We start from the raw sequence: 25,375 nt of genomic DNA, 5'->3' as shown, positions 1-25,375 counted from the left end.
ATATTCAATTGCAAGCACGCACTCGCGTCAAAATCTGCGGCCTGACCCGCCTCGAAGATATTCATGCGGCCGTGCAGGCGGGCGCTGACGCTGTCGGGCTGGTGCTGTACGCCAAGAGCGCGCGCGCCGTATCGCTGCAGCAGGCGCGCCTGCTGCGCGCCGCCGTGCCGGCTTTCGTCAACGCCGTCACCTTGTTCGTCAATGCCCCGGAACACGAAGTGCAAGAAGCCATCGATCAGCTGCGGCCCGAGCTCCTGCAGTTCCACGGCGACGAGTCGCCGCAATATTGCGAAAGCTTCAACCACAGGTATATGCGGGCATTCCGCGTGGGCGCCCCAGGGCTGGATACGCCCGAAGGCCTTCTGCAGGCATGCCGGCGCTACCAGTCGGCCAGCGCCTGGCTGTTCGACAGCTACAGCGAGGGTTACGGCGGCAGCGGCCGCAGGCTAGATCCCTCCCTCCTGCGGCTGGTGCAGGAGGCCGGCGACAGCCGCCCGATGGTGCTGTCCGGCGGCCTCTTGCCCGATACGGTGGCCGCCGCCATCATGGCCACGCGGCCCTATGCCGTGGATGTCAGCAGCGGCGTGGAAGCGGCGCCAGGCGACAAGTGTCCGCAGAAGATCAGGCAATTCCTGGCCGCGGTGCGCGGCCTGTAGTCTTCAGGCCACCATCCCCGCATCCATGTCTGCGCGCGCCGCGGGCCACGCCCGCCCCGTTTCCACCGGCCGCCGCATCGCGGCCGAGCTGTCCCTGGCTGTCGGCGGCTTCGGGATAGGCACGGGCGAATTCGCCATCATGGGCCTGCTGCCCGATATCGCCGCCGATCTGGACCTCAGCGCGCCCGAAGTCGGGCATCTGATCAGCGCCTATGCCCTGGGCGTGGTGATAGGCGCTCCGCTGATTTCGGTCATCGCCGCCAGGCTGCCGCGCCGTCTGCTGCTGATTCTGCTGATGGGGGTGTTCGCGGCGGGAAATTTCGCCAGCGCGCTGGCGCCGTCCTATGGCTCGGTCATGCTGTTCCGCTTCTTGAGCGGCATGCCGCACGGCGCCTATTTCGGCGTGGCGGCGCTGGTGGCGGCGGCCATGGCCGAGCCCTCCCGGCGCGGGCAGGCCGTGGGCCGCGTCCTGCTGGGCTTGACCGTGGCCGTGCTGATCGGCAATCCGCTGGCGGTCTGGCTTGGCCAGGCTACGAGCTGGCGGGCCGCTTTCGCCGCCGTCGGCGCGACAGGATTGCTCACCATGGCGCTGCTGCGCGGCATCCTGCCGGACACGCCCGCGTCGCGCCTGAACAGCCCGATGCGCGAGCTGAGCGCGCTGCGGCTGGAACAGGTATGGCTGACGCTGGGCATAGGGGCAATAGGCTTTGGCGGCTTGTTCAGCGTGGTCAGTTACATTGCGCCCACGCTGACGGAGGTGTCCGGCGTGGCGCCGGTGTGGGTGCCATTCGCGCTGTCCTTCGTCGGGGTGGGCATGATCATAGGCAATATGGTTGGCGGATGGCTGGCCGACCAGGCCCTGATGCCGGCCATCGGCGTGCTGCTGGTCTGGAACATACTGGTGCTGGCGCTGTTTCCGTTCGCGGCGGGCCATCCATGGACGGCCATGTTCAGCATGCTGCTCATAGGCAGCGGCGTCGCGATCGGCCCGCCGCTGCAGATACGCTTGATGGATGCCGCTCCCCATGCGCAAACCCTGGCCGCTTCGCTGAATCATTCTGCGTTCAATATGGCCAACGCGCTGGGCGCCTGGCTGGGCGGCCTGGCCATCGCCGGGGGCTATGGCTGGACTTCCACAGGCTGGGTAGGCGCGGCCCTGGCGCTGGGCGGACTGCTGATCTTCGGCGTGGCGCTGTGGCGCATGCGCCGCCACGCGCCCGGATAAGCAGAGGACTGCGGACGGGTTTCTCTGTTTCCGCAGAATCGTATACAATTATACGACTCAATAAATCTAGGCTCGGAAATGGACTGGCTATTCAACGAAGTCGCACAGAACGATTTCGACGAAATCAAAAATACCTCGCTGGGCAAGCTGGTGCGGGACCAGTTGCTGAGCCAGATCCTGTCGGGAGCTTTTGCGCCCGGCCAGGTCTTGAGGGAATCGGAACTGGTCGAACAGCTCAAAGTGTCGCGCGTGCCGGTGCGCGAAGCCCTGCGGGCGCTGGAAAGCTCCGGCCTGGTGGTTTCCAGAAAGCACTTCGGCGTGTACGTGCGCGAACTGACCGACGCCGAGGTGCGCGACCTCTATGAATTCCGCGCTCTGCTGGACAGCCATGCCGGCCGGATGGCTTCGCACCTGCCCGCCGAACGGCGGCAAATGCTGGTGCAGGACCTGGAAGCCTGCACCCAGGCCATGGACGCCGCGGACGCGGAGGACAATCCGCAGGCCTATTACCGCGAGAATCTGCGCTTTCACTGGCTGTTTATCGACTATGCCGGCAACAAGGAAATCGCCAAGGCTTATCGCGAAGTCATCCAGAAACTGCATTTGTCGCGGTTGACGAATCTTTCGACTTCATCACATCGGCAGCGATCCAACGAGGAACACAAGCAGATCGTCAAAGCCTTGCGCGATTCCGAAACGATCGCGCATGCGGATTACTGCGCCGAGCTGCTGAGCCACCATGTCATCAATGCGCATGGCCGGCTTTCCGGCGACGACTAGCCCGCAAGGCGGCTGGCACAAGAAAACTTAGCGACCCTTCAACATCCAGGAGACAATCAAGATGAAACGCCGTTCTTTCTTACTGGGCAGCGCTGCCTTGCTGGGCATGCCGCAGATATCCTCCGCCCAATCAAAATACCCCTCTCACGCAATCACCTATATCGTGCCGGTCGCGCCCGGCGGAGGCAGCGATTTCGTCGGCAGGGCGGTGACCAACGCCTGGGGCAAGGAACTGGGGCAGACATTCATCGTGGACAACCAGGGCGGAGGCGGGGGCATCATCGCCTGCCAGAAGACGGCGCGCTCCCAGCCGGATGGCTATGTGCTGATGCAAGGGTATGTGGCAACGCTTGCCACCAGCCCGGCCACCCGCCATGTCCCCTACGATCCGATACGCGACTTCACCCCGGTGGGCATGATAGGCGGCACGCCGAATGTGCTGGTAGTCAACTCGAAGCTGCCCATCCATAATCTGCAGGACTTCATCGCCTATTCGAAAAAGAACGATGGGAACACCAACTATGGTTCGGCGGGCGCCGGTTCCCTTACTCACTTGCTGATGGAGCTGCTCAAGCAGCGGGTGGGCTCGAACATGGTGCACATTGCCTACAAGGGCGTGTCGCCCGCGTTTACCGATTTGATCGCCGGCCAGACCCAGGCCATGTTTCCCGGGCTTGCCGCCGCCGTGCCTCACCTGAAATCCCAGACGGTCAGGGCCATCGCCGTGACGGGCAAGACGCGCAACCCCCGCTTCAAGGATGTGCCCACGTTCGAAGAGCTGGGCATAAAGGGCTTTGACGATGTCCTGCAGTGGTACGGCGTGTCGGGTCCGGCGGGAATGGACAAGGACGTCGTGAAGGTCCTGAATGACAGCCTGAACAAGGTGCTGGTTCTGCCCGACCTCGCCAAGCAACTGGAAATCGAAGCCATCGAGCCCATGCCCATGACTTCCGCGGAATTCGCCGATTACGCCAAGCTCGACCTGGAGCGCTGGACCAAGCTGGCCAAAGAACAGAACATCAATTTGACGGCTTGAACAGCCGAGCTTTTTATTTGAATAGTTGACGCTTTTTTTTTGGATGAATGAAATTTATGGCCCGCAATACACAGGTCGACGCCGACCGCAATGCCCCTCCGGTTACCAGGATACTGGCGGAATATATCGTCAATCACCCCTCGCAGGGATGGAGCGCCGAGGTCGAGCACGAAGCGCACCGCACTTTCATGAACTGGCTGGGTTGCGCCATAGGCGCTTCGCAGCATGAAGCCGGCCAGGCCGCGCTGGCCGCCGTCCAGGTGCTCGAGCCCTCGGCCCAGGCCACCGTGCTGGGGCGCAAGGAAAAGGTGGACATCGCCGGCGCGGCGCTGATCAACGGCATTACCTCCCACACCTTCGATTTCGACGATACGCACCTGAAGACCATCATCCATCCGGCCGGCCCGGTATGCTCCGCCTTGCTGGCCCTGGCCGAGCATACGGGGGCCAGCGGCCGCCAACTGATCGATGCCCTGATCATCGGCATTGATGTCTCCTGCCGCGTCGGCAACATGATTTATCCGGATCACTACGATCGCGGCTGGCATATCACCGGCACCACGGGCGGCCTGGGCGCCGCCGCGGCCTGCGCGCGCCTGCTGGGCCTGGGCGTCGAGCAGACCGTCATGGCGCTGGGCATAGCGGCTTCGCAGCCTGTCGGGCTCAGGGAACAGTTCGGCACGATGACCAAGCCGTTCCACCCCGGCGCGGCGGCGCAGGCGGGCCTCATGGCGGCCTTGCTGGCGAAGGAAGGGTTCACATCCAGCAGCCGGGCTATCGAAGCCCCCCGCGGATTCGCGCAGGTCGTATCGACCAAGTACGACTGGAACGAAATCACCGACGAGCTGGGCGAGCGTTTCGAGATTTCATTCAATTCCTATAAGCCGTTTGCCTGCGGCATCGTGATTCATCCCAGCATCGACGCCTGCGTCCAACTGCGCCAAAAGGGCGTGACGCCGGAGAACCTGGTCCGCATCGATCTGAAGGTGCATGCGCTGGTGCTCGAGCTGACCGGCAAGAAAACGCCCACCGACGGCTTGCAGGGCAAGTTCAGCGTCTACCACGGATGCGCCGCCGGGCTGATCTTCGGCCAGGCTTCGGAGCAGGAATATGCCGACGACATCGTCACGCGTCCTGACGTGGTCGCCGTGCGCGACAAGGTCGTGGCCACGGTCGACAGCGCGATCAGCGAAGCCAGCGTCGACGCCGTCGCCACCTTGAAGGACGGCAGCAGCGTGCACGTGCACGTGGAGCACGCCATTGGTTCTTTGCAGCGCCCGATGACCGACCAGGATCTCGAAAACAAATTCCGGGGCATGTCCGACGCCATACTCGGGGCCGGGCAAACCGGGCAGCTGATCGCCGAATGCTGGAAGCTGGCGGATATCGCCAACGTGCAGCGCATTACCGAGCTGTCCAGAAAGTGAGACGCATGGGCGCCTTTGACCGCGTCGTCCTGCCCGCATGACGCGGGCTGGTCTTAATGCGATGTGCTCATTGATTTGCGTGTCGTCGCGCACCGCGCCGTTGCCGAAATCCGTTTCGATCGCGCGTCAGGCATTCAAGATCAGCGCATCACCAGCCCGCCATCCACATACAGCACCTGGCCCGTCATGAAACCGCTCCAGTCGGAGGCCAGGAACAGCACCGGGCCTGTCACGTCTTCGGGGGTGGCGATGCGGCGCAGCGGCGTCTGGGCCGCCAGTTGCTGGCGCAGCGACTCCCGTGTCCCGCGGCTCGCATCAGTGGGCCAGACCAGGCCGGGCGCCACGCAGTTGACCCGTATGCCCGAGGGCCCCATTTCAGCCGCCAGATGGCGGCTGAAGCCCACCAGCGCGGCCTTGGCCGTGGCATAGTCATGATAGGGCACGATGGGGTGTTCCGCCAAGTCGCTGGCAATGTTCACGATGCTGCCGCTGGCGCGCTGGCGCATGTGCGGCAGCACCGCCCGGCATACATTGCAGGCGCTTTGCACCGCGCCGTCGAATTGTTCGCGGTAGGCGGGCCAGTCCAGCTCCTGGAAGCGGCGCCGCTGGTCGGGATCGAAACGATAGGGGCGCAGCGCATTGTTGACCACGACGTCGATACGCCCCGCTTCCTGGAGGACTTGCGCCACCATGCCGTCCACCGCCGCGGCCTGCATCACGTCGGCGCGCAAGGCCCAGGCGTCTCCGCCGAGCTCCGCGCAGCGCGCGACCACCTGGGCGGCTGCATCGGCGTTGCTCAGGTAATTGACCGCCACCAGCGCGCCCTCGCGGGCGAAAGCCTGCGCGATGGCGGCTCCTATGCCGCGGCTGGCGCCGGTCACCAGCACTACTTTGTTCTTGAAGTCCATATCTGATCCGTCCGGTATCTATTCAAATTCAATATTCGGGCAACAAGCCATTCTGGCAAACACGCTATTCGGGCAGCAAATCCAGGGCCACGACGTCGCGCACCGCGATGCCGCGGCTGATCAGGCCCAGCTTGAGGTAGGCATCCGCCGCCTGTTGCAGCGAGGCCAGATCCAGCGTGCCCAGGCCGCGCCGGCGCGTCAGGTCGGAGACGCTGGAGCGATTGCGCACGTCGATGATTTCCCGGTTCAGCGCCGCGTCCTGCCCGTCAATGGCGCGGCGCTGCGCCAGGCTGGCGGCCTGCCCGGGTTCGCCTATCATCCATTCGACGCTGCGGCGATAGGCCGCGAGAAAGCGGCGCAGCCTGTCTTTGTCCTGCTGGTAAGTGGCTTCGCGCACCACCAGCAGATCGCTTGAATAATTCAGGTATTTCCCGACTTCGATCACGTGGACCTCGCCCACGCCGCGCCTGCGCGCCAGCGCCAGGCCTGTGTCGGTGGCGGCCGTGGCGTCCACCTGGCCCTGGATGAGCGGCGCGAAATTGAGCAGGCCGGTCACCACCACCGTCACGTCATCCTCGCTCAGTCCCGCCTGTTGCAGGAGAATCTGCAGATTCTGCCGCGTGCCGCTGGACAGGCTGTACACGCCTATCCGCTTGCCCTTGAGATCGGACGGCGCCGTGATGCCGCTGGATGCAAGCGTCACCACGTTGAACACATTCTGCGGGTAGATGTCGTAGACCGCGCGCAGCCTGGCCCCTTTGTCCAGCGCGGCGAAGAAGGAGCCCGGATCGGTGAAGGCCACGTCGGCCTGGCCGCTGAGCAGGTTGCGCAGGGCGTCGCCGCCGCCGGCGCCGGGCAGATAGTCCAGCGCCAGCCCTTGGGCGCGGAAGAAGCCCTTGTCCGGCTCGGCCAGCAGGTTGATGATCTCGGTGATGGGCTTGCTCCAGCCCGCCAGGGTGATTTTTTCCAGTTGGGCGTCGCGGGCGCGGACCGCCGGCATATTCAGCGTCAGCGCCGCGCCCGCGCCGAGCGCGGCCAGGCGGCGCATGAACGCGCGTCTCATGTGTTTCATGCTTGATTTTTTCCTGAATGATGGGCAGCGTAGGGGCGCAGCAGGCGTTTCTGCAGCCATATGGCGCCGAGGTAGAGCAATAATCCTTCAGCGGTGATGAGCGCCAGCGCCGCGAACATCAGCGGCGTGTCCATGGAGCCCTGGGCGGCGATGATCACGGCGCCCAGGCCCTGGTTGCCGCCGATGAACTCCCCGACGACGGCCCCGACCAGCGCCAGCACGACCGCCATGCGGAAACCGGCCAGGATGCCGGGCAGCCCGCTAGGCACTTTCAGGCGCCACAGGGTCTGCCAGCGCGTGGCGCCCAGCATCCGAAACAGTTCCAGCCGGGAGATGTCGGCCTGGGCGATGCCGGTCAGTGTGCTTTCCAGCAAGGGAAAGAAGCATACCAGCGCGGTAATGACGACCATAGGCAAGGTGCCGAAGCCCAGCCATACGATCAACAGCGGCGCGAGCGCCAGCTTGGGCACGACCTGGCTGGCCACCACATAAGGCATGAGCACGCGCCGGCCGAAGGCCGATACGCCCAGCGCCAGGCCGCAAGCGAAGCCGAACGCGCCGCCGAGGGCCAGGCCGGCCAGCACCTCCAGGGTGGTTTGCGCGATGTGCGGCCAGAAGTAGCCGGAATGCAAGCCGCGCCACAATGAGGCGGCAACGGCGGAGGGAGCCGGCAGCACCAGTTGCGACCATGCAAAGGCGGCCGCCGCCCATTCCCAGGCCAGCAGCACGGCGGCCAGCAGCAACAGCGACCAGGCGCGCGGCGATTTCCATAGCGCGGCCTCCGCGGGCGCGGCCTTCATTGGACGGTCTCCATGGCCCGGCGCAGTTTGGCGCAGACCGCATTGAACTGCGGACTGTGGCGCAGCCCTGGCGATCGCGGGCAAGCCAATTCGACCGGCTCGTCGCAGCGGATGCGGCCATGATCCATCACGGCCACGCGGTCCCCCAGATAAACCGCCTCGGTGATATCGTGGGTGACGAACAGCACCGAGGTGCCCCGCAGGCGGCAGGCGGCGAGCAGGGTGTCCTGCAGTTCCTCGCGCGTCAGCGCGTCGAGCGCGGCGAATGGTTCATCCATCAGCAGCAGTCGGGGCTGTGTGAGCAGGGCGCGCGCGATGGCCACGCGGCTTTGCTGGCCGCCCGAAAGCTGCCGCGGATAGCGCCCGTGCAAGGCGTGAAGGCCCAATTGTTCGAGCAAAACCCGCGCGCGCGCGGTATCGGCGGTGCCGGGACGGCGTTGCAGCGATACCGGCAGCAGCACATTGTCGATCACGCTCAGCCACTCCAGCAAGGTCGGGGTCTGGAACACGAAGCCGGTCGCGAGTCCGGGGCCGCGCACCGGCTGGCCCTCTATCATGATCGCGCCGCTTTCAGGCAACAGCAGTCCCGCGGCCAGCTTGAGCAGCGTGGATTTGCCGCAGCCGCTGCGTCCCAGCAGGCAATGGAAAGCGCCGGCCGGCATGGACCAGTCCACCTCGTCCACCCCGACCGCTGCGCCGGGATAGCGGTAGTTGACCTGCCGCATGCTCAAGAAAACGTCGTCCATAGTGGTCCGTGGTTCAGTCCCGGTATAAGGCCAATGCCTCGGCGGCCTGTTCCGCGGAGGTTTCGATGTCGACCATGCGCACCAGGTCGAGCAGACTGAAGCGCCCGTCGTGGTGCCATCCGGCTTCGGGTGTCGCCATGGAGCCCAGGGCGCAGATGCGGGTCGCGCCCGCCCGGCCCAGTGCGGGGGCCAGGCGGAACAATTCTTCCGGACTGGCCGCGAGGCCCACCGTCTGCAGGTGGACGCGCTGGCCGCCGAGCCAGCGCGCGGCCTGCTCCAGGCTGTCGACCGCCAGCACGCAAGCCGTGCGGTTCAGCGCGCCGGGGGAGGGAGCTTGCGGCATGTCGATGTAGGCCACGCACCAGGGCGCGTCGGCCGGCCCCAGCAATTCGACATTTCCGTCGCGCAAACCCTGCAGCTCGAGCGCCTGGCGCCAGCTGGCGACGCTGTGGATTTCTTCGAGCGACAAGCTGCGGCGCGCGAACTGGCGCTGCAGCGCCGCCAGCTCGCCGGCCAGTTGATAGGCGAACTCCCTGGGAGAGACCTGGGCGCCGCGCTCGACATAAAAAACCTGCGGCGAATAGCAGCCCTGCTGGTCCCACTGCATCATGTCCCGCGCGGCCAGCCGGGCGGTGAGCTGCGATTGGCGCGCGTCCAGCGCCGACGCCGATACCAGCCCCGCGCTCAGCTTGTGGCCGTGCGCCAGAAGGCGGGCTCCCGCGGGCACCTGGCGCTGCCAGGCGTCCAGCGCCGCTACCCCGCCGTAGACGGTCAGCACGTCGGCCTGCCGGCAAAGCGCCTGCTCCAGTTCGGTTTCTCCGCCGCGCCACCAGACCACGGCAAACACGCCGGCCAGGCGCGGTTCGACCTCGGCCAGCACGCGCGCGAACCAGCCCGCGAACAGCGGCTCGTCGCTGGAGACCTTGCCCACGCTGCCGGCTTTCACCAGCAGGCCCGCCACCATGCTCCATAGCGGCAGGCCAGGCACATTGCCCGCCCAGACATGCGCCAGCAGCGCCGGCCCGTAGGCGCGCGACCAGCCGCCCTTGGCGCGCGGGCGGAAGCCATCGAGCAGGCCCGGATCGCCAAAGTCCTCGGCCAGCATGCGCAGCAATTGCGGCCGGCGGAAAGCCTTCAGGCTGGCGTTGAGCCCCAGGCGCAGCATCTCGGGATCGAAACCCGTCACGACAGCCAGCAATTGCTCGGCCTCCTGACGTTGGGGATCCGAAGCGTCGAGCATCCGGGCTATGGCCCGGTCGATGGCGTCCACGATATCCAGAACCGGCAATGCGGCCAGATGCTCCTGCGCCGCCGCGCTCACGCCGGCCGCCACGGTTTCCAGCTGCGCCGGGGTGAGGCGCGGCAGGGCCACCTGAACCCGCTGTCCATGGGCTTCGAAGGCCAGCGTTTCCCAGCTCAGCGCGCCGGGATCGATGCCAGGGATATAGCCGGCCACGGCTTGGACCGCGCGCGGCGCGCATTCGGCGCGGCCGGATGGATGCGCGGGCGGGACGGCCCTGAATGATTCCGCGGGGCTCATGCTCTTGCCGCCTGCAGGAAGGCATCCATGGCCATCGAGCAGCCCTTGGCCTGGGCGCCCTGGGCGCGTCCCAACAGCAGGAAACCGCCGTCTACGGCCACGCCCACGTCCTCGGTCAGGATGGTGGTGACCGAGTTGAAGTTGGCCAGGTCGCAGTGGGCCAGCACGCCGCGTTCGCCCGTGGGCACGTCCCGCCCCGACAGCGGGTCCACCAGGCGCGACCGGATCCAGTGCGGTCCCGACTTCACCGCGGGCAGCGTGGCGTTGCCATCGTCGTAGAACTGGGTGCTCAGTTCCGTCATGCCATACATATTGGTGCACGCGCTGGCGGGCACGCCGAAGCTTGCGGTGAGCTGGCGATAAAAGTCGTCCATGGCGAGTTCGCGCGATTGGCCCTTGAATCCGCCGGTATCGAACAGGCGGCTGCCTGGCGGCAGCGAGAACGCCAGCCCCCGCTGCCGCAGTTCATCCATGAAGTGAACGAAGCTGTAGCTGGCCCCCAGCAAGGCGTAGGGTTCGCCGTCGCGCTGTGCCCGGGCCAGGCTGTCGCACAGGCCCTCGGTGTCCATGCCTTGCGGGTTCACGAAATATCCGCTGCCCGGGGCGCCGAAATCGCGCAGCGCCAGGGCCAGGTAATGAGCCAGCGACGAGTTGGGCATCATGTCTTCGGTCGGAAACAGGATGCCCATGCGCAGGCGTTGCGCCCCGCGCATGAAGCGCCGGGAAAAATGCAGCGCCATGGAGCGGTCGTACACGCGCAAATGCGGGTGGTAGTGGCGGCCCTTGACGTCCGCGCGCGTGGTGCCGCTGGTCATGAAGACCCGCTCGCAGCGTTCGGGCCGCACGCAGCTCAGCGTCAAGTCCTTGAAAGCGTTGATGGGCACCTGCGGAATGTCGCGCCAGTGCTTGATGGTGCGCAGCGTTTTGCCCTGTTGCTGGCAATAGCGCTGGAAAGCGAGGTTGTGCCGGAACTGATGCGCGAACAGCCTCAATGCCAGGGCGTTGAATTCATCATCGCCGGCTTGTGGCCGGTCCATGAAATCCAGCAGGTCTGTCACGATGTCCGGCGCCATTTCTGGCGCAGCGGTGTCGGTATTGGTCACGGTCGCCCTTTCTCTGGTCATTCGCCGGCAAGGGCCGGCACTCATGCTCCGAAAGGGTAGGCAAGCGCCAGCCTGGCGCGCCAGCGCGCAAACCACCCGCCTGGGGCGCATGCGGCTCGCGGCTTGCACCGTGGCAGACGACTCTTCTTACGTCGGTATGATCCGATTCAAGTTCGCGGGTTCGGCGCGGCCATCTCAGCGTCCGCCTTTGCAGGCCAGGACACACCCCGGAGCATCGTCGATTATACATAGCCTGGCGTGCGAGGGCTCGCGGAATGAAATAGCTCTCCGGCAAGGCGGACTGCCTTGCCGTCCGAGCCGAGGAAAGCTGCCGCAGGGACTGGCAAGCCGGGCCTTGTAGTCGCTCATTGCGCGGGCATGGGCGACCGCGGCGCTTGCGCTCCTATTTCGGGTTCTTCAACGGGCAGGTGCCAGTGCCCAGAATCGCATAGAGCGGGCAGAAACCCGCCAGGCCCGTCAGCAGAGGGATGGCGCCCAGCCAGCCCCACCACCCTACGGTATGGGTCGCCGCCAGGGCAATGAGCACGATACCGGCGAGGATGCGCAATAGCCGGTCGATACCACCTACATTGAATTTCATGATTTTTCCTTGGCAAGTTCATTGAAAAGCACTTCCCCGGCCGCCATGGGCCGGGACGAAAAACAGGCGCCGCCGCCGGCGCCGCTTCATGCGGGCGGGTCGCGGTTCCACGGCATTTTCCCGAGCACGCGCGCCAGCCCGCAGAAGCCGGAAAGCCCCGCAAACATCAGCCCGATGCCGACCAGTCCCGAAAGCGCGTGGAACCAGGGCGACACCGCCGCGCCCAGGACCGCGCCGGCCACGATCAGCAGCCCGGCGGCGATCTGAACCTGGCGCGACAGTTCAATGGGCCGCGATTTGTCCTTCACCACGGGCAGCCCGGCCTTCTTCCAGGCATCGATCCCGCCTTCCAGCACATAAACCTTGCAAGCGGCGCAGGCCGCCAGGGCCTGGGCATTTGTGCGCGTGCGATTGCCCGAGCGGCAATGGAAGATCACCGCGCTCGCCTGGCCCGGCGCGAACCCCTGCGCGGCCAACTGCTCCATTGCAATATGGCGCGCCTGGGCAATATGTTCGCGCGCATAGTCGCCGGCGGGGCGGATATCGACCAGGACCGCCCCGTTGGCGGCAAGCGCCTGCGCTTCCCGGGGCTCGATGGAGGGAATAGGCATGATGGATTTCCTCGACCAGAATGGTTCGACTGCATTATATTAGTAATAACTAATTTAGTGTATTCTAATGGATAATCAATGCAATGCAATTGATGCAGCGCAACGCAACGGCACATCACTTCAAGGAGCCAGCATATGACCTCTCGCCATTACCAATCCCTTACCCGGGACATCACGGACAAGCTCGGTTCGCTGCGCAGCGGCCTGCCGCAAGTCATGCAGAGTTTCGGGGCGCTGGGCAAGGCCGCCATGGCGGGCGGCGCACTGGAGCCCAAGACCAAAGAACTGATCGCGCTGGGCATCGCCGTCGCCGCGCGCTGCGACGGATGCATAGGCTTTCACAGCCAGGCGCTGGTTCGCATGGGCGCCACGCCCGATGAATTGCGCGAAGTGCTCGGCGTGGCGGTCTACATGGGCGGGGGGCCTTCGCTGATGTATGCCGCCAACGCCATCGCGGCATACGAGGAGTTTTCAGCGGCGCATGCGGCGGGGCAGGCCGCTTAGATCATCCCAATGGCGTCGGCCGGCATTCCCGGGCGCTTCCCGGCGGCTGGCATGCAAGAGAGGACGTCCAGGCGTCAGGGGCAGAATATCCGCTTAAGCGTGCCGACGAGTATCTCGACGTCGGGGTTGCCGATGCGATAGTAAAGCGTCTGCGCCTCGCGGCGAAACGTCACCAGGCCTTCATCCCGCATCTTGGCCAGGTGCTGGGACAGCGCCGACTGGCTCAGGTCGACATGATCGAGCAGGCCGCCGACTGTCAGTTCGCCATGCTCTATCAGCAGGCACAACACCAGCAAGCGATGTTCATTGCCTACCGCGCGCATCATCGCGGCCGCGCGGGCCGCGCCTTCCTGCATGAAATCGCCGTTCTTTTTGCCTTTCGTCATCTTGCTCCGTGTATCAGCCTTTATTGATTTGGACTGTTCCAATTCTATTCGCTATTCGCGGGCAGGCGTATTCGGCCCGGCGGCGGCGCGCCGGGCCAGGCCCGCCCTCGATTGCGGCGCGGACAGCGGTTCAGCAATAGGCCTGGATTTCCTCGTAGAGTCCGCGGCTGATGGCGATGCCGGATTCCCGGCTGCCGGCGCGGGCCCGCCACCGGCCCGCGCCGGGCACACGGGCGCCCGGTTCGCGCTTTATCCGATCACAGATCTGGTCGACGCGTTGGCCGAATCCGGGCAGGAACCCGTCCGGAGCCATTGCGATGAACAGCTGTCCAATCCCTGGCGGCCCGCCCTCGTCGTCAATGATGGAGCTTGCTTCGTATGAAGGCTGGGCGCCTGTCAGCGAGGATGCCAGCACTTCCGCGATCCATGCCAGGTTCACGCCCTTGGGACCGGCAATGGGGAGCATCGTCCCGGCCAGCGCCGCTTGCGGGTCCCGCGCGGCGCGGCCGTCTGCGTCGAGCGCCCAGCCTTCGGGCAGCGCTTCGCCTGCCAGCGCCTTACGCAGCACCTCGCCCCGGGCGACAATGCTGCACGCTTGGTCGATGACCAGCGCCGGCCCTCGAGGGCCGGGCGCGGAGAAAGCAATGGGATTGGTCCCGAAAAGCGGCCGTATACCGCCCCAGGCCGCGATAGAGGCGGGTGCATTGGCGAAGGCCAGCCCCAGGACGCCAGACCGCGCCAGCCGCTCGACGTGGTAGCCCATCGCGCCGGCATTGTATGAACGCGTCACAGCCATCATGGCGATACCTTGTTTTTTGGCCGCGGCGCTCAAGCTCGGCAAGCCCAAGTCTATCGCCGGATGGGCGAAGCCGTGAGCCGCATCGACCAGCAACGCGCCCGGCATCGGGTATCGCAGGCAGGGAACCGCGCTTCCGTCCACTTTTCCGCACAGGACGTGGCGGCAATATGCCGGCAGGCGCATCAGCCCATGGCTGTGCATGCCGTCGGCTTCGGCGGCCTCGATCGATTCCGCGACCGATGCGGCATTGCTCTCGAGCACGCCGCAAGCACGCAGCGCGCGCACTGCCAGGTTGCGGACGTCTTCCGGCATTAGCAGCACGGGCTCTGAGTTTTCGCGCATTGCTGGGATTCCATATATGTGGAGGTTTTCCGGACAAGGCCGGCGCGTTAGTTGCCGGGCTTGCCCAGGACACTGCTCAGGCTGCCCAGGTCGCCGCGCTGATCTAGGCTGTCGATGACGCTGATGATTTGATCGGCTTGGCCGGCGCTCATGAAGTCCTCGACACAGAAGCGGAATTTTTCTTCCAGTTCCTGATCGGTAAAGGGATTGCGCGGATCGCCTTTCTGGTAGTCCACGCGCTTGCTCAGCTTTCTGCCGTCGTTCAGCGTCATGGTCAGGATGGAAGGCATCGACATCGGACGAAGGGGCACCTTGTCCAGTTCGGGATCGGCGCTGGCGTCGACCTTGTCCGCGATGGCATGGATGCGCGGGTCGCCATAATTGGCGGGATCGAAATGGTCTACTTTCAGCTTTCCATTCTGCAATAGCCCCATGGCGATGCAGAACGGCAGGCTCATTTGCGCGTCCAGTTCATTCCGGGGCCGGAATTTGCGGGAACGGTCACCGTGGTAGTCGATGCAATAAGGAACCAGGAATGATTTGATCCGATAATGCAGCGAGGCCACCTGCTCGATGGCGATCCCATGCTCCTGCAGCAGAGCCAGCGTCGCTTCGAGCGGAGGGGCGTTGCCGTCGCAAAAAGGATATTTCTTGAATGATGTCTCGAGAATGTCGTAGCGTGCGCCGAGCTCGGCCAGCAGGCGCTCGGGGCGCGACTGTTCGGAATAAACATTGAAGATGCCGAAAGCCCCCTCGAATACGGACCTGGGGCCGTTCATGCCAGCCATGGCAAGCCGGGCGCTCAGCACTCCGCCCTGCGCGGCCTTGGCAACGTGAAAGCGTTTGGTGTCCGTGCCTTCCTTGAGAAATTCAATAGTGCCACCCGCATAGCTGGCGGCGATTCCAAACGCATCGGCCATCTGGCCCACGGAAAGCTTGAGCAGTCTGCCCGCCACGGCCGTGGCGGCGAACACACCGCAGACCGCGGTAGGTTGGAAGCCTCTCATGTAGAGTTGCTGGGAATTGATTGCATCGGCCAGGCGCACGGCTACGTCATAGCCCAGCGCGATGGCGGTCAGCACCTCGCGTCCGGAGGCGCCGACCGCCTCGCCGACCGCGGCGGCGGTTGGCGGGATCAGGCTCCCGACCTGAATTCCGGCGTGATCATCGTTATAGTCCATGCTGTGCGCGAACATGCCGTTGACAAGAGCGGCGGACGTATCGGGCACCCGATCCCCATATAGCCATATGCTCGCCTGCCCATGCCCGCCCTGCCTCCTGACTTCACGCAGCGCTGCCTGCGCCCAGGTTTTGGCGCTGCCGGCAACCGCCACGCCGATCGAGTCCAGCAGACAGCGCTTCGCCTGCTGGATGACCGCCGCGGGCAATCGCTGGCTGTCTTGTTCCACGACATATTGCGCCAAGAGTTCTCCCATGGCTTTGCTCATTTCATGATCTCCCTATCCAACGAAATTAATGAATCGGACTGCGTGTTCCAGCAGTCGGCCTGTTTTGCGCCGTCATAGGCGAGCGAGGCAACGGCAAGATCCTCCAGCGCGGTGCCCACGGCTTTGAACAGCGTGATGCCGTTCGGGTCCCGTCTGCCCCGTTTCAGCCTTTTGCACAATTGTTCGAGGGTGGCGCACACGTCCTCCGCGCGAAAGACGCCATCTCGCAGGGGGGCCAAGAAATCCCCCGACTTCTGAAGCGCTTCTTCGGTGTCGATATAGACATTGGCGCGCAGCAGGCAAGTCTCATCGGCTTCACGCATCGCGGCGGTGAAGCTGCCTATGAGATCGAGGTGCATGCCCGGCTGCAGCCAATCGCCATGGATCAGCGGCTGAGTGGCGAGCGTCGCGCAACTGACGATGTCGGCCTCTTTGACTGCCCGCTCGAGATCATGCGCCCATTCGGCATCGAAACCCGCAAGGCGCAGGCGCTCGATCAGCGCCTGCGCCATCGCCGGGTCGATATCCCACACCTTGACTTGCTGGATATCGCAGACTGCCTGGTAGGCTTGCGGAATCAGGCTTGCAACCCGGCCGGCGCCCACTACCAGCAGGCGCGTGGCATCCCGCCTGCTGAGAAAGCGGGCCGCCAGCGCGGAGGCGGCCGCCGTGCGCCGGGAAGTGATCTCGTTGCCATCCAGATGCGCTAGCGGCGTGCCGTCGGCGGCGTCGAAGAGGGTGAAGGTGGAGTTCAGCGCGGGCATGCCGCGATCGGAATTATCGGGATGAACGGTGACAATCTTTACGCCCAGGCGCCCATGGAGTTGCCAGGCAGGCATCAACAGCAGCGAGGCGCGGCCCGCTGGCGGGTCGATGGCGTGCATGTGCCGCTGAGGAACAATACACCCCGATCTGAACATATTCTCGATTGCATCTATCATCTGCGGGAAGGGCAGATGGGTGCGCGTCTGCGTCGCGTTCAGTGTCAGCATTTTTATGCCTCCTGGCTCAGGCCGGCCTGGCCAGCGGCTTGCCGCCCACTCCCCATTCGCTGCGGGGAATTTCGTTGATAACGACCCAGGTGGAATCCGGGTTCGAGCCTAGCGTGTTTACGAGGGCCTGGGTGACAGCCTGTATCAGCTGCTCTTTTTCCTCGTAACTGCGTCCTTTCCCGATGTATAGCTGCGCAAGTGGCATGTCATTTCCTTTCTTGGGGTTAATTCTTCTGGAGGCCGATACTGGCAATGATCGATTGATACTTGGCTACCTCGGCCTGAATGAAATCCTTGAACTCGGCCGGCGCAAGGGGATTGATCATTCCTCCTTCCCCGCTGATGCGCTGTTTGACCTCGTCGGTGGATACCGCAAGCCGTATCTCCGCGTAAAGCTTGTCGATGATGGGCCGCGGGGTTCCCGCGGGGGCGAACATTCCAAACCAATTTGTGATGTCGAAGCCGGCATAGCCCATTTCCGCGACGGTCGGAGTATCCGGCAGCGCCGCCGAGCGGCTGCGGGTCGAGACCGCAATCGCCTGCAGCCGCCCATCCCTGATATGAGGCATGGCCAGCGGCATGCCGGAGAACACCATAGATATGCGCTTGCCTATCACTTCGGGAACGGCCTGGGATGCGCTTTTATAGGGGACATGCAGCACGTTGATCGAGGCCATATGGTTCAGCAGTTCGGACCCAAGATGGGGCGTGCTGCCGACTCCGGCGGATCCGTACGAGAGGGCGCCGGGGTTTTTCCTGGCCAATGCGATCAGCTCCGGCAAGGTCTTGACGCGCAGGGCGGGATCGACGACCAGGACCATGGGGGTGGCGCCCACTATTGTGATGGGCTCCAGATCGCGGATCGGATCGTAGCGCATGCGGGCGAGCAGGCTTTGGTTTATGGCAATTTCGGCGTTGTATCCCAGCAGCAGGGTATAGCCGTCGGGCGCGGCTTTGGCCACGCTTTCCGCGCCTATCATGCCGCTGGCGCCAGGCCGGTTTTCAACCACCACGGGCTGGCCCAGCGATTGGGACAGCTTGCTCGACACCAGCCTGGCGAGGATATCGGCGGTGCCGCCGGCGGCCAGGGTGACCACTATCTTTATCGGCTTGTCCGGGTACGCCGCGCGGGCGCTACCCAGGGATAAAACTGCAAACAGCAGCCAAAGAAGTTTTATCATGCTCGGCATTATTCTTCCTTTTCCGGTTCTTGTACCCTTGGTTTGGGCGGATCGCCAGGGCAGCGTTTCCTGCATGCCCTGGCAGCTACGGACGGTCAATTCAACGCGATACCTTCACTCTTGATGAGACTTCCCCACTTTTCCTCCTCGGCGGCAATAAATGCGGCAACTTCCTCGGGCGGACCATCGGTGAAGTTGTAGCCCTGCGGGGCCAGCCGCTTGCGGAGTTCGGCCGATCGAACAGCCTGGGTGACGGCGGCGTTGAGCTTGTCGATTACGGGGCGCGGGGTGCCGGAGGGCGCCAAGAGGGCCCACCACAAATTGATTTCATAGTCCGGCAGGGTTTCCGCCATCGCGGGCGTGTCGGGCAATTCGGGAATTCTATGTCTGCTGGTAACGGCCAGGGCTTTCAATTGACCCGATTTGATGAATGGCATCGCCAGGGGTACCGTGCCATAGACAATATCGATGTCGCCGGCCAGCAGCCCTTGTATTGCCGGGGCGCCTCCGCGGTAGGGCACGTGGATCGACTTGGCGCCGGCCATCGAATCGAGCAGCACGCCCGCCAAATGGGATGTGCTGCCCGCGCCGAATGAGCCGTAGGTGAATTTCCCCGGAGCGGCGCGCATCGCGCTTATCAGGCTCCCGGTATTGTGGTGGGGGGAATCGGCCCGCACGATGACGACGTGGGGAGCCCAGGCTGGCATGATCACAGGCGTCAGGTCTTTTTTGAGGTCGAAAGAAGCCTTTGCCTGCCGCGCCCGATTCAAAGCCAGCGCCGTCGTATCCAGCAATATCGTGTATCCGTCCGGCGCGGCCCTGGCCGTATAGCCCTCGGCGATCAATGCGTTCGCCCCGGGTTTGTATTCCACCACCACGGGCTGCCCCAGCGCCTGCGTCAGGCGTTCGCCTATGCCGCGCGCCAAGGGATCCGAGCCCCCGCCCGGGGCGAAGGGCACTACGAGGCTGATGGGGCGCGCGGGATAGCTTTCGCCGGCAAGGCCAGCCATTGTGCCGGCGAGAAATATCGCGGCGCCCGCGGCAAGCATTCGAAGCATTTTCATGTCTGGCCTCCTCGCTGAAAAATTTGTGCTTTCTTGTTAAAACGGAGTCTATCGTAGTTTCTTACCGACGACAAGTAATTTAAAGCTGCCTGCGTTTCGAGGCCATCAAGCTGAATGCTTGTTATGATCTGAGGCCATGCACCGACCAAAAACACGCAGCATTTCCACGCAGGATATCCGCCGGGACAACCGCAGCCTGGTGCTTAATCTATTGCGCAGGCACAAGCTCATGTCCAGGGTGGAGCTGGCGCGCATCGCCGGTCTGACCGAACCCGCCATTTCCCGCATCACGCGCGAGCTCGTCGACGCCGGGCTGATTGCCGAGCGGTCGCTGGCCGCCGATGGCCGTCCAGGCCGGCCTATGGTCAGCCTGGGGCTGAGGGGGGAAGGGCTGTTCGTGCTCGGAATGGACATAGGCGCGAATTCCCAGTCCCTGTGCCTGGCCGACCTTTGCGGAGAAGTCGTCGCCCGCCAGGATTTGAACCTGCTGTCGTTCGACAATCCCGAGGCGGCTCTGGAATATGGCGCCGACAGGGCGCGCGACATGCTGCGGACGGCGGGGCTGGAGCCAGGGCGCCTCGCGGGCATAGGCATCGGCATCGCCGGGGCCGTGGATCGGTCCAATCGCATTCTTCTCCAGGCGCCGACGCTGGGATGGGAAAATCTTCCCGTTGCGGATATTTTCGAGTCCGCGCTGTCCGTCCCGGCGTGTGTCGAGGGCAGGCCAAGGGCGATCCTGCATGCCGAACATACGATAGGCATCGCACAACAAAAAAATAACGTCTTGCTGATACACCTGGGGCTGGGAGTCGGAGTGGCGCTAATGATAGACCGGCGCATGCTGCGCGGTGCCAGCAATTCAGCCGGGCAAATAGGGCACTTGAAAGTGGATGCTGCCGGCAGCCAGTGCACCTGCGGCGAATTCGGCTGCCTGAACACGGTGGCGTCGGGCTATGCCGTCCTGTCCCAGCTGGGCATGGCGATCACCTCCGCCCAGCCTGACGACGCCCGGGTAGGCAACGTATGGCTGCTCAAGCATGCGGCTGCGATGGCTTATGCCAACGATATCGCCGCCGTCAGAATATTTCGCTCGGCTGGCGAATGGCTGGGCCGAACCTTGAGCCAGTTGACGCCCATTTTTGATCCGGAGCTGGTCATCCTGGCGGGAGCCATGGCGCAGATTCCGAGTTATGTCGAGGGCGTGAGGAACAATTTCCACCTCGCCCGGGAGCTACCCCTGTCGATATCGACGATGACCCTGGAGCAGGCGGCGGTATGCCTGGCCCTGGACGCTTTCGTGTTTGATCCGCGCCTGGATTTTGGGCGGTTCGCGGGGCTTGCTTAAGGGTGTCGGGAAGCGGCGGCGCCAGGACACGGCGGGCCGACTGCGGCGGCATGCAGGAGCGATGCGCCAGGCTTGCCGCCATGCAAGAATCCGCCCTGGTCCGGGGACGCATGCGAGACGCGTTCTGGCCTGATCAGGATTCTCTGGCCAAGGCGGAAAACGGCAATTGCTGCTTGACCAGAATGACGGTGCACGGCGCGTCGCGCACCACGCGCATGGGCACCGTGGCGACTAGGCGCTGCATCTGGATGCCGTGCGTGGCGGCGCCAAGTATCATGACGCTGACAAAGTTGTTCTGGGCATAACGCACGAGCGCCTGGGCGACATCGCCGGCCTCGATGACGTGGCAACTGACGCTATGCCCCGTCATGTCCAGGGACTGGGCCCACTGCTTGAGCCGCGCCAGATGTTTGCGTTGCAGCGCGGTTGCGCTGCGGTCGGCGTCGGTCGTGCTCCGGTCTGCAGGGGAAATCACGGTGACGCAGGCCAGCCTGGCTCCGGGACGGATGCCCAGCGAACGCCTGACCGCCTGCTTCAGGGAGTAAAGCGTGGCATCGGTGACATCATCATGCGGAATGGCGACCATCAGGATGGGGACTTCGTCGATCTGCTGGGCGGGCAGCGGGCTGGGCTTATAGCACATGCCGGCGGCCTTGATCCAGCGCTTGAAATGCGTCCAGGCGCCCACGCCCCGGGTGCGCCGGCCGCGCTCGGTGATGGCGACCTGGCCAGGGTTGGCGAGATCGAAGGCAAGATGCGCCGCCGAGGGATAGCGCTGCGCGGCTTCCGGCTCCAGGCAGCGCAGAATGATTTCCTGCAGCCAGTCGGGCAGATCGGGGCGGTGCCGGCGCGGCGGTATGGGCGTCATCCATAGACGCTGGCGCAGTCCGCCCTGAGTCAGGGGCGCGCCAAAAGGATATTCGCCGGTCGCCAGTTGATACAGCATGACGCCGATGGCGAAAATATCGCTGCGCAGGTCGCCGCGCACCCCCACGACTTGCTCCGGGGCTATCCATGCCGGCGAGCCCACGGCCTGGCGCATTTCTTCGGCCAGCAAGTCCGGATAATGGGCATGGCATGAGAGGCCGAAATCCAGCAATACCGCTGTGCCGTCATCGCGTATCAGGACGTTGGCGGGCTTGAGATCTAGATGGCATACGTTCTGCCTGTGCAGGCTGTGCGCGGCGATCGCCATGGCATCCCCCAACTGCGCGATGGTCTGCGGCGATAGGGCTTCGGGCTGGTCCAGCCAATGTTGCAGCGTTGCGCCCTGGACATGCTCCATGACCAGATAGGGCAGGTGCAGCAAGTCTCCGGCAGCCACGAAACGCGGCACATGCGGGCCGGTCAGTGTCGGGTAGATCTGCAGCTCGACCTCGAAACCGACTATGTTTTCCGCGCCGGCGGCCGCGTCCATGCGGGGTATTTTCATGACCATGGCAAAGCCGGACACACGGGGCCCGGCCTGTTCGGCAAGGGCTGTTGCGCCTGCGCAGGGCCCGGACCCTTGTTCATTCTTGGCATATTCAACCGAATATATGTGGGCCATGCTGCCGGAGTGTATGCATTCCTTGATTTCGAAGCAGTCTATCCTGGTGCCAGGCTCAAGCTGCTTCATCTTCCATGCTCCAGCCTGTCGGCAAAGAACGCGGGCAGCCCGGCCGCAAGAATGGCGGCCGCGGTCTGCGCGTAATCGTAAGGGACGCGATGGAATGTCAGATGCAGCGTGTCGTCGTCAAACAAGGCATACATGGCGCGCGGGTCGCCGTCGCGCGGCTGGCCGACCGAACCGACGATGGCAAGCCATTGCCGATGGGCCGGCAATGGCACGGCGACGCCGGGTTGAGGGGAAAAGCTCATCAGCTTGCCGGTAGGCGTCAGGAAGTACAGCAGCTGCTCGTGGACATGCCCGCTGAATACATACCGGATGGCTGGATCGTCCTGGCCCGCGGCATTCAGGCTGCGTTCGGCGGCGACGGTGTCGCGCACGTAATGCCATTGTTCGGGATTGTCCGCGCTGGCATGGACAAGCAGGGCATTGCCGCCCAGCGGCGCCGTCAATGGCAATGACGCCAGAAAGCTGCGTTGCGCGGGGGATAGCTGGTCGTGGGTCCATCGGGCGCTCTGCTCTCCCATGTTGCGCGCCGTCAGCGGGGGATCTATGGCATAGCGGTCGTGATTGCCCATGACCAGCGCGGCCCCCTGGCCGGCCAGCATCATGGCCTGCTCCACGACCGCCGCCGGGTCCGCGCCATAGCCCACCAGGTCTCCGAGCAAGGCAATCCGCTGCGCCCCTTGCCCGCGCGCATGGGCGAGGCAGGCCTGAAAGGCCTGCCAGTTCGAATGGATGTCGGATAACAGCGCTGTCTTCATGGGACTCTTGCGGGGGCGGGAATTCTGACCCGTATGGATATTGTGCCGTTGCGGCCAGCCGCCTGACAGGATAATGGCATGGAATGCTTACTTCAACCTTGCGGGGTAATAGCCGTTTATTTTAAGGCGGCCTGTTCAAGCGGGGTGGCTTATGAGGAATCGCGGCGGCCTCGTTTCACGCGTAAGGATTGCGCAGTGTCAGACTATCTTCAATGAGCAGGCCGTGGTGCATATCCTCAGTGTAGAGGGTCCGGCAGCGCTCCAAGATAGCCGTTGCAACGATGCAGGCATCATAGAAGCCCAGGCCGTAGCGTTCAGCGAATCGCCGAGCCAGGTCGTGAATTTCAACCGTCAGCGGCACGACCTTGCACAGGCTTTTCACCACGCCCAGGAACTCACTGACCTCGCTCCAAGCCATATGGAGTTTGCGGACGCATGTACTCGCGACTTCGTTGAGCACCTGGACGCTGATCGTCGGCCGCTGCTTGAGCAGTTCTTCGGAACGGTCGGCCTTGCTTGCGTCGGCCGATAGCAGGTAGAGCACGACATTGCTGTCGACAAAGACCGTGTTCTTAACCTCGCTCATTGGCTTCGTCCCGGCTGAACTTGAAATCGGCAGGCAGTTTGCCGCGGAACTGGCGCAGGCGCTCCAGCAGCGCATCGGCGCCGGGCTTCTTGCGCACGGCGAAGGATCGCGGCGCGTCGATCACGATTTCGATGTCGTCGCCTTCCTGCAATTCAAGCGCATCCACTACGCTGGACGGAAGGCGCACGGCCAGGCTATTGCCCCATTTTGAGACTTGCATGATACGACTCCTTGGATATACATGAATAATTGTATATCTAGACCGGAAAAATGCAAGGGCTGCTGGTTGCTCGCTGGCTCTACATCCCCTGGAAATCCCGACGCCGGACAGGAGTTCGAAAGGTTCTTCATCGGCGAGCACATCGCTTCAGCAAAACCAACGCAATGCACATCGAGTTTTGTTCGCCACATGCGGGCTTTTCAAGCACTCTTTGCGCGCGCGCGCGGTCCATACGGAAAGTTGCCGGGCCGGCGATGTGCGCCTATGATTGTGCGTGGCCCGGGGGGGCGCTCGCCCCCCGTCATCAATGGAGAGTAGAAATATGGTCGTAGCCATCGGAAACAGCGTCATCGTCGGGCGCAAGGAGTACATCTTTTCTGATCGTGATGACGCCATCGACTTTGCCGATTGCCTGAATGCCGGCGGCGCCATAGGGCACTGCTCGACTATCGTCCCGCCGGCCAGGGTTGTCGATCCCGACCAGGGGCTCGATCTTGCTGATGACGATGCCCCTGGCCCGTAATACCGATATCTGGCCGGCGGCGTTCACGCGCGGGATCATGGATCCAAAATTGCAGTTTCTATACCGGGCCTGCACAACATGCCGATAATGTTGTACCATGCAACAAAATTGGCCAGGTATGAAAATGAAACGACAGGATCTCGAACTGATTGACTGCATCCGTTCCGCGTCCCGGCAGATGGTGCGCGAACTGGGGTTCATGCAGTCCACGCTCGCCGCGACCGACTATCCGCCATCTGCCGTCCACACCATACTGGAGATCGGCGCCCAGGGCCGGATGACGGCTGCGCAGTTGTCGGAATGGCTATGCCTGAAGAGATCCAGCGTGAGCCGCATGGTGCGCAAGCTGGTAGACGCGGGCGAGCTGAAGGAGTCCGCCAGCGAGGCCGACGGCAGGCTCAAATGGTTGACGCTGACGGTAAAGGGCAAGCGCTCGCGCGCGGCGATCGAGGCTTTCGGCAGAAAGCAGGTCAGGACGGCGCTCGCACAGCTGGCTCCGGCGCAGCAGTGGGAGGTGGCCGCGGGCTTGGCGACCTATGCGCAAGCGCTGGCGTCTTGCCGGCAGGGCGCGCCGGTAACGAACCTTCGCTCGGTGCGCATCGAAAGCGGTTACCGGACGGGCGCCATCGGACGTATCGTCGAGATGCATGCGCAGTTCTATGCAGTTCAGGCGGGCTTCGGTTCCTTCTTCGAGCGCAAGGTCGCCGGTGGCTTGGCCGAATTCATCGACCGTCTGGAGCGGCCTTGCAACGGTCTATGGCTCGCGCTATCCGGGGAGCGGATCGTCGGGTCGGTGGCGATCGATGGCGAAGATCTGGGCGAGCGCCGGGCCCATCTGCGCTGGTTCATCATGGACGAGGGTTTCCGCGGCACGGGCGCCGGCCGGCACCTGCTGCGGGAGGCCGTGGCCTTCTGCGACGAGCAGAGGTTCGCAGCGGTCGAGCTATGGACGTTCAAAGGCCTGGATGCGGCGCGCCGGCTCTATGAGGCATTCGATTTCGTGCTGGAGCAAGAGCGCCCGGGCCGGCAATGGGGCAAGGAAGTCATCGAGCAGCGATTCTTGCGGGCGCCGCGCGATCTTCATGGCCGCGCCTGGAAGACCTGAGC

General features: G+C 64.0%; 28 protein-coding genes. 9 read left to right on the top strand and 19 right to left on the bottom strand.

The window, feature by feature from the left end:
- Positions 1-8: 8 nt before the first annotated feature.
- The 5 genes from BUB23_RS00560 (at position 9) to BUB23_RS00540 (ending at position 5,124) form a co-directional block, all read left to right on the top strand.
- Positions 9-656, top strand: a complete 648-nt coding sequence (locus tag BUB23_RS00560; RefSeq protein WP_073100974.1) for a phosphoribosylanthranilate isomerase — start codon at positions 9-11, stop codon at positions 654-656.
- 25 nt (positions 657-681) lie between these two features.
- The gene (locus BUB23_RS00555; protein WP_073100972.1) at positions 682-1,881 is read left to right on the top strand and encodes an MFS transporter; all 1,200 of its coding nucleotides are present in this window, start codon (positions 682-684) and stop codon (positions 1,879-1,881) included.
- A gap of 78 nt (positions 1,882-1,959) precedes the next feature.
- The gene (locus tag BUB23_RS00550) at positions 1,960-2,661 is read left to right on the top strand and encodes a GntR family transcriptional regulator (RefSeq protein ID WP_073100970.1); all 702 of its coding nucleotides are present in this window, start codon (positions 1,960-1,962) and stop codon (positions 2,659-2,661) included.
- Between the two features lie 61 nt (positions 2,662-2,722).
- Positions 2,723-3,697: a Bug family tripartite tricarboxylate transporter substrate binding protein gene (locus BUB23_RS00545; RefSeq protein WP_073100968.1), complete on the top strand. Its 975-nt coding sequence runs from the start codon at positions 2,723-2,725 to the stop codon at positions 3,695-3,697.
- A gap of 56 nt (positions 3,698-3,753) precedes the next feature.
- Positions 3,754-5,124 carry an MmgE/PrpD family protein gene (locus tag BUB23_RS00540; protein WP_073101599.1) on the top strand — a complete coding sequence of 457 codons (1,371 nt, stop codon included), beginning with the start codon at positions 3,754-3,756 and terminating at the stop codon, positions 5,122-5,124.
- 140 nt (positions 5,125-5,264) lie between these two features.
- Here the strand turns inward: BUB23_RS00540 and BUB23_RS00535 are convergent, their stop codons facing one another.
- From BUB23_RS00535 to BUB23_RS00500, 8 genes are all read right to left on the bottom strand, one after another.
- Positions 5,265-6,032 (bottom strand): SDR family oxidoreductase, encoded by a 768-nt coding sequence (locus BUB23_RS00535; RefSeq protein ID WP_073100966.1) that lies wholly within the window; start codon positions 6,030-6,032, stop codon positions 5,265-5,267.
- Positions 6,033-6,096: 64 nt separating this feature from the next.
- Entirely contained in the window at positions 6,097-7,104 is a 1,008-nt protein-coding gene (locus BUB23_RS00530) for an ABC transporter substrate-binding protein (protein ID WP_073100964.1), read from the bottom strand.
- Positions 7,101-7,904 (bottom strand): ABC transporter permease, encoded by an 804-nt coding sequence (locus BUB23_RS00525; protein WP_073100963.1) that lies wholly within the window; start codon positions 7,902-7,904, stop codon positions 7,101-7,103. The genes BUB23_RS00530 and BUB23_RS00525 overlap by 4 nt, the downstream gene beginning before the upstream one ends.
- Positions 7,901-8,650, bottom strand: a complete 750-nt coding sequence (locus tag BUB23_RS00520; RefSeq protein ID WP_073100961.1) for an ABC transporter ATP-binding protein — start codon at positions 8,648-8,650, stop codon at positions 7,901-7,903. Before BUB23_RS00520 ends, BUB23_RS00525 begins: the two co-directional genes overlap by 4 nt.
- A gap of 13 nt (positions 8,651-8,663) precedes the next feature.
- Positions 8,664-10,190 (bottom strand): acyl-CoA reductase, encoded by a 1,527-nt coding sequence (locus BUB23_RS00515; RefSeq protein WP_084135606.1) that lies wholly within the window; start codon positions 10,188-10,190, stop codon positions 8,664-8,666.
- Complete coding sequence (locus BUB23_RS00510) at positions 10,187-11,263, bottom strand: LuxE/PaaK family acyltransferase (RefSeq protein WP_178372253.1); 1,077 nt, start codon at positions 11,261-11,263, stop codon at positions 10,187-10,189. The genes BUB23_RS00515 and BUB23_RS00510 overlap by 4 nt, the downstream gene beginning before the upstream one ends.
- Positions 11,264-11,696: 433 nt before the next feature.
- Entirely contained in the window at positions 11,697-11,894 is a 198-nt protein-coding gene (locus tag BUB23_RS00505) for a YgaP family membrane protein (RefSeq protein ID WP_073100957.1), read from the bottom strand.
- A gap of 86 nt (positions 11,895-11,980) precedes the next feature.
- Entirely contained in the window at positions 11,981-12,505 is a 525-nt protein-coding gene (locus tag BUB23_RS00500) for a rhodanese family protein (protein ID WP_073100955.1), read from the bottom strand.
- A 135-nt stretch (positions 12,506-12,640) separates the two neighbouring features.
- Here BUB23_RS00500 and BUB23_RS00495 point away from each other — a divergent pair, with 135 nt between their 5' ends.
- On the top strand, positions 12,641-13,009 hold the full coding sequence (locus BUB23_RS00495; protein ID WP_073100953.1) for a carboxymuconolactone decarboxylase family protein: 369 nt from the start codon (positions 12,641-12,643) through the stop codon (positions 13,007-13,009).
- A 74-nt stretch (positions 13,010-13,083) separates the two neighbouring features.
- On the opposite strand, the gene BUB23_RS00490 is transcribed toward BUB23_RS00495, so the two are convergent.
- From BUB23_RS00490 to BUB23_RS00460, 7 genes are all read right to left on the bottom strand, one after another.
- Complete coding sequence (locus tag BUB23_RS00490) at positions 13,084-13,395, bottom strand: ArsR/SmtB family transcription factor (protein ID WP_073100951.1); 312 nt, start codon at positions 13,393-13,395, stop codon at positions 13,084-13,086.
- A 130-nt stretch (positions 13,396-13,525) separates the two neighbouring features.
- Positions 13,526-14,536 (bottom strand): Ldh family oxidoreductase, encoded by a 1,011-nt coding sequence (locus BUB23_RS00485; RefSeq protein ID WP_073100949.1) that lies wholly within the window; start codon positions 14,534-14,536, stop codon positions 13,526-13,528.
- A 47-nt stretch (positions 14,537-14,583) separates the two neighbouring features.
- The gene (locus BUB23_RS00480; RefSeq protein ID WP_073100947.1) at positions 14,584-15,984 is read right to left on the bottom strand and encodes an MmgE/PrpD family protein; all 1,401 of its coding nucleotides are present in this window, start codon (positions 15,982-15,984) and stop codon (positions 14,584-14,586) included.
- Complete coding sequence (gene lhpI / locus BUB23_RS00475; RefSeq protein ID WP_073100945.1) at positions 15,981-16,976, bottom strand: bifunctional Delta(1)-pyrroline-2-carboxylate/Delta(1)-piperideine-2-carboxylate reductase; 996 nt, start codon at positions 16,974-16,976, stop codon at positions 15,981-15,983. The genes BUB23_RS00480 and lhpI overlap by 4 nt, the downstream gene beginning before the upstream one ends.
- Before the next feature lie 16 nt (positions 16,977-16,992).
- On the bottom strand, positions 16,993-17,229 hold the full coding sequence (locus tag BUB23_RS00470) for a tautomerase family protein (protein ID WP_281255529.1): 237 nt from the start codon (positions 17,227-17,229) through the stop codon (positions 16,993-16,995).
- Positions 17,201-18,157 (bottom strand): Bug family tripartite tricarboxylate transporter substrate binding protein, encoded by a 957-nt coding sequence (locus BUB23_RS00465; protein ID WP_178372239.1) that lies wholly within the window; start codon positions 18,155-18,157, stop codon positions 17,201-17,203. Before BUB23_RS00465 ends, BUB23_RS00470 begins: the two co-directional genes overlap by 29 nt.
- 95 nt (positions 18,158-18,252) lie before the next feature.
- The gene (locus tag BUB23_RS00460) at positions 18,253-19,221 is read right to left on the bottom strand and encodes a Bug family tripartite tricarboxylate transporter substrate binding protein (protein ID WP_073100939.1); all 969 of its coding nucleotides are present in this window, start codon (positions 19,219-19,221) and stop codon (positions 18,253-18,255) included.
- 136 nt (positions 19,222-19,357) lie between these two features.
- Here BUB23_RS00460 and BUB23_RS00455 point away from each other — a divergent pair, with 136 nt between their 5' ends.
- Positions 19,358-20,566, top strand: a complete 1,209-nt coding sequence (locus BUB23_RS00455; protein ID WP_073100937.1) for an ROK family transcriptional regulator — start codon at positions 19,358-19,360, stop codon at positions 20,564-20,566.
- 133 nt (positions 20,567-20,699) lie between these two features.
- On the opposite strand, the gene BUB23_RS00450 is transcribed toward BUB23_RS00455, so the two are convergent.
- The 4 genes from BUB23_RS00450 to BUB23_RS00435 form a co-directional block, all read right to left on the bottom strand.
- Entirely contained in the window at positions 20,700-22,184 is a 1,485-nt protein-coding gene (locus tag BUB23_RS00450) for a serine/threonine protein kinase (RefSeq protein WP_073100935.1), read from the bottom strand.
- Entirely contained in the window at positions 22,181-22,939 is a 759-nt protein-coding gene (locus BUB23_RS00445) for a metallophosphoesterase family protein (protein ID WP_073100933.1), read from the bottom strand. Before BUB23_RS00445 ends, BUB23_RS00450 begins: the two co-directional genes overlap by 4 nt.
- Before the next feature lie 175 nt (positions 22,940-23,114).
- Positions 23,115-23,525 (bottom strand): PIN domain-containing protein, encoded by a 411-nt coding sequence (locus BUB23_RS00440; protein ID WP_073100931.1) that lies wholly within the window; start codon positions 23,523-23,525, stop codon positions 23,115-23,117.
- Positions 23,512-23,745, bottom strand: a complete 234-nt coding sequence (locus BUB23_RS00435; protein WP_073100929.1) for an AbrB/MazE/SpoVT family DNA-binding domain-containing protein — start codon at positions 23,743-23,745, stop codon at positions 23,512-23,514. The genes BUB23_RS00440 and BUB23_RS00435 overlap by 14 nt, the downstream gene beginning before the upstream one ends.
- 322 nt (positions 23,746-24,067) lie before the next feature.
- Between BUB23_RS00435 and BUB23_RS26550 the strand changes: the two genes are divergently transcribed.
- Together BUB23_RS26550 and BUB23_RS00425 are read left to right on the top strand one after the other, a co-directional pair.
- A complete protein-coding gene (locus tag BUB23_RS26550) occupies positions 24,068-24,268 on the top strand; it encodes a hypothetical protein (protein ID WP_143160830.1) in 201 nt (66 codons plus the stop codon).
- 124 nt (positions 24,269-24,392) lie between these two features.
- Entirely contained in the window at positions 24,393-25,373 is a 981-nt protein-coding gene (locus tag BUB23_RS00425; protein ID WP_073101597.1) for a helix-turn-helix domain-containing GNAT family N-acetyltransferase, read from the top strand.
- Positions 25,374-25,375 lie beyond the last annotated feature (2 nt).

Origin of the sequence: Pollutimonas bauzanensis, assembly GCF_900129885.1 — a bacterium.
Taxonomy (GTDB): domain Bacteria; phylum Pseudomonadota; class Gammaproteobacteria; order Burkholderiales; family Burkholderiaceae_B; genus Pollutimonas; species Pollutimonas bauzanensis.
Note: the sequence above shows the minus strand (reverse complement) of the source record. Positions and strands in the feature narration are given on the sequence as shown.

Coding starts and splice junctions, on each gene's coding strand:
- BUB23_RS00480 (WP_073100947.1), bottom strand. CDS start 15,984: ATGAGCAAAGCCATGGGAGAACTCTTGGCGCAATATGTCGTGGAACAA.
- BUB23_RS00505 (WP_073100957.1), bottom strand. CDS start 11,894: ATGAAATTCAATGTAGGTGGTATCGACCGGCTATTGCGCATCCTCGCC.
- BUB23_RS00495 (WP_073100953.1), top strand. CDS start 12,641: ATGACCTCTCGCCATTACCAATCCCTTACCCGGGACATCACGGACAAG.
- BUB23_RS00545 (WP_073100968.1), top strand. CDS start 2,723: ATGAAACGCCGTTCTTTCTTACTGGGCAGCGCTGCCTTGCTGGGCATG.
- BUB23_RS00510 (WP_178372253.1), bottom strand. CDS start 11,263: ATGGCGCCGGACATCGTGACAGACCTGCTGGATTTCATGGACCGGCCA.
- BUB23_RS00465 (WP_178372239.1), bottom strand. CDS start 18,157: ATGATAAAACTTCTTTGGCTGCTGTTTGCAGTTTTATCCCTGGGTAGC.
- BUB23_RS26550 (WP_143160830.1), top strand. CDS start 24,068: ATGGTCGTAGCCATCGGAAACAGCGTCATCGTCGGGCGCAAGGAGTAC.
- BUB23_RS00435 (WP_073100929.1), bottom strand. CDS start 23,745: ATGCAAGTCTCAAAATGGGGCAATAGCCTGGCCGTGCGCCTTCCGTCC.
- BUB23_RS00525 (WP_073100963.1), bottom strand. CDS start 7,904: ATGAAGGCCGCGCCCGCGGAGGCCGCGCTATGGAAATCGCCGCGCGCC.
- lhpI (WP_073100945.1), bottom strand. CDS start 16,976: ATGCTGACACTGAACGCGACGCAGACGCGCACCCATCTGCCCTTCCCG.
- BUB23_RS00520 (WP_073100961.1), bottom strand. CDS start 8,650: ATGGACGACGTTTTCTTGAGCATGCGGCAGGTCAACTACCGCTATCCC.
- BUB23_RS00540 (WP_073101599.1), top strand. CDS start 3,754: ATGGCCCGCAATACACAGGTCGACGCCGACCGCAATGCCCCTCCGGTT.
- BUB23_RS00490 (WP_073100951.1), bottom strand. CDS start 13,395: ATGACGAAAGGCAAAAAGAACGGCGATTTCATGCAGGAAGGCGCGGCC.
- BUB23_RS00550 (WP_073100970.1), top strand. CDS start 1,960: ATGGACTGGCTATTCAACGAAGTCGCACAGAACGATTTCGACGAAATC.
- BUB23_RS00425 (WP_073101597.1), top strand. CDS start 24,393: ATGAAACGACAGGATCTCGAACTGATTGACTGCATCCGTTCCGCGTCC.
- BUB23_RS00535 (WP_073100966.1), bottom strand. CDS start 6,032: ATGGACTTCAAGAACAAAGTAGTGCTGGTGACCGGCGCCAGCCGCGGC.
- BUB23_RS00555 (WP_073100972.1), top strand. CDS start 682: ATGTCTGCGCGCGCCGCGGGCCACGCCCGCCCCGTTTCCACCGGCCGC.
- BUB23_RS00455 (WP_073100937.1), top strand. CDS start 19,358: ATGCACCGACCAAAAACACGCAGCATTTCCACGCAGGATATCCGCCGG.
- BUB23_RS00460 (WP_073100939.1), bottom strand. CDS start 19,221: ATGAAAATGCTTCGAATGCTTGCCGCGGGCGCCGCGATATTTCTCGCC.
- BUB23_RS00450 (WP_073100935.1), bottom strand. CDS start 22,184: ATGAAGCAGCTTGAGCCTGGCACCAGGATAGACTGCTTCGAAATCAAG.
- BUB23_RS00445 (WP_073100933.1), bottom strand. CDS start 22,939: ATGAAGACAGCGCTGTTATCCGACATCCATTCGAACTGGCAGGCCTTT.
- BUB23_RS00440 (WP_073100931.1), bottom strand. CDS start 23,525: ATGAGCGAGGTTAAGAACACGGTCTTTGTCGACAGCAATGTCGTGCTC.
- BUB23_RS00485 (WP_073100949.1), bottom strand. CDS start 14,536: ATGCGCGAAAACTCAGAGCCCGTGCTGCTAATGCCGGAAGACGTCCGC.
- BUB23_RS00515 (WP_084135606.1), bottom strand. CDS start 10,190: ATGAGCCCCGCGGAATCATTCAGGGCCGTCCCGCCCGCGCATCCATCC.
- BUB23_RS00530 (WP_073100964.1), bottom strand. CDS start 7,104: ATGAAACACATGAGACGCGCGTTCATGCGCCGCCTGGCCGCGCTCGGC.
- BUB23_RS00500 (WP_073100955.1), bottom strand. CDS start 12,505: ATGCCTATTCCCTCCATCGAGCCCCGGGAAGCGCAGGCGCTTGCCGCC.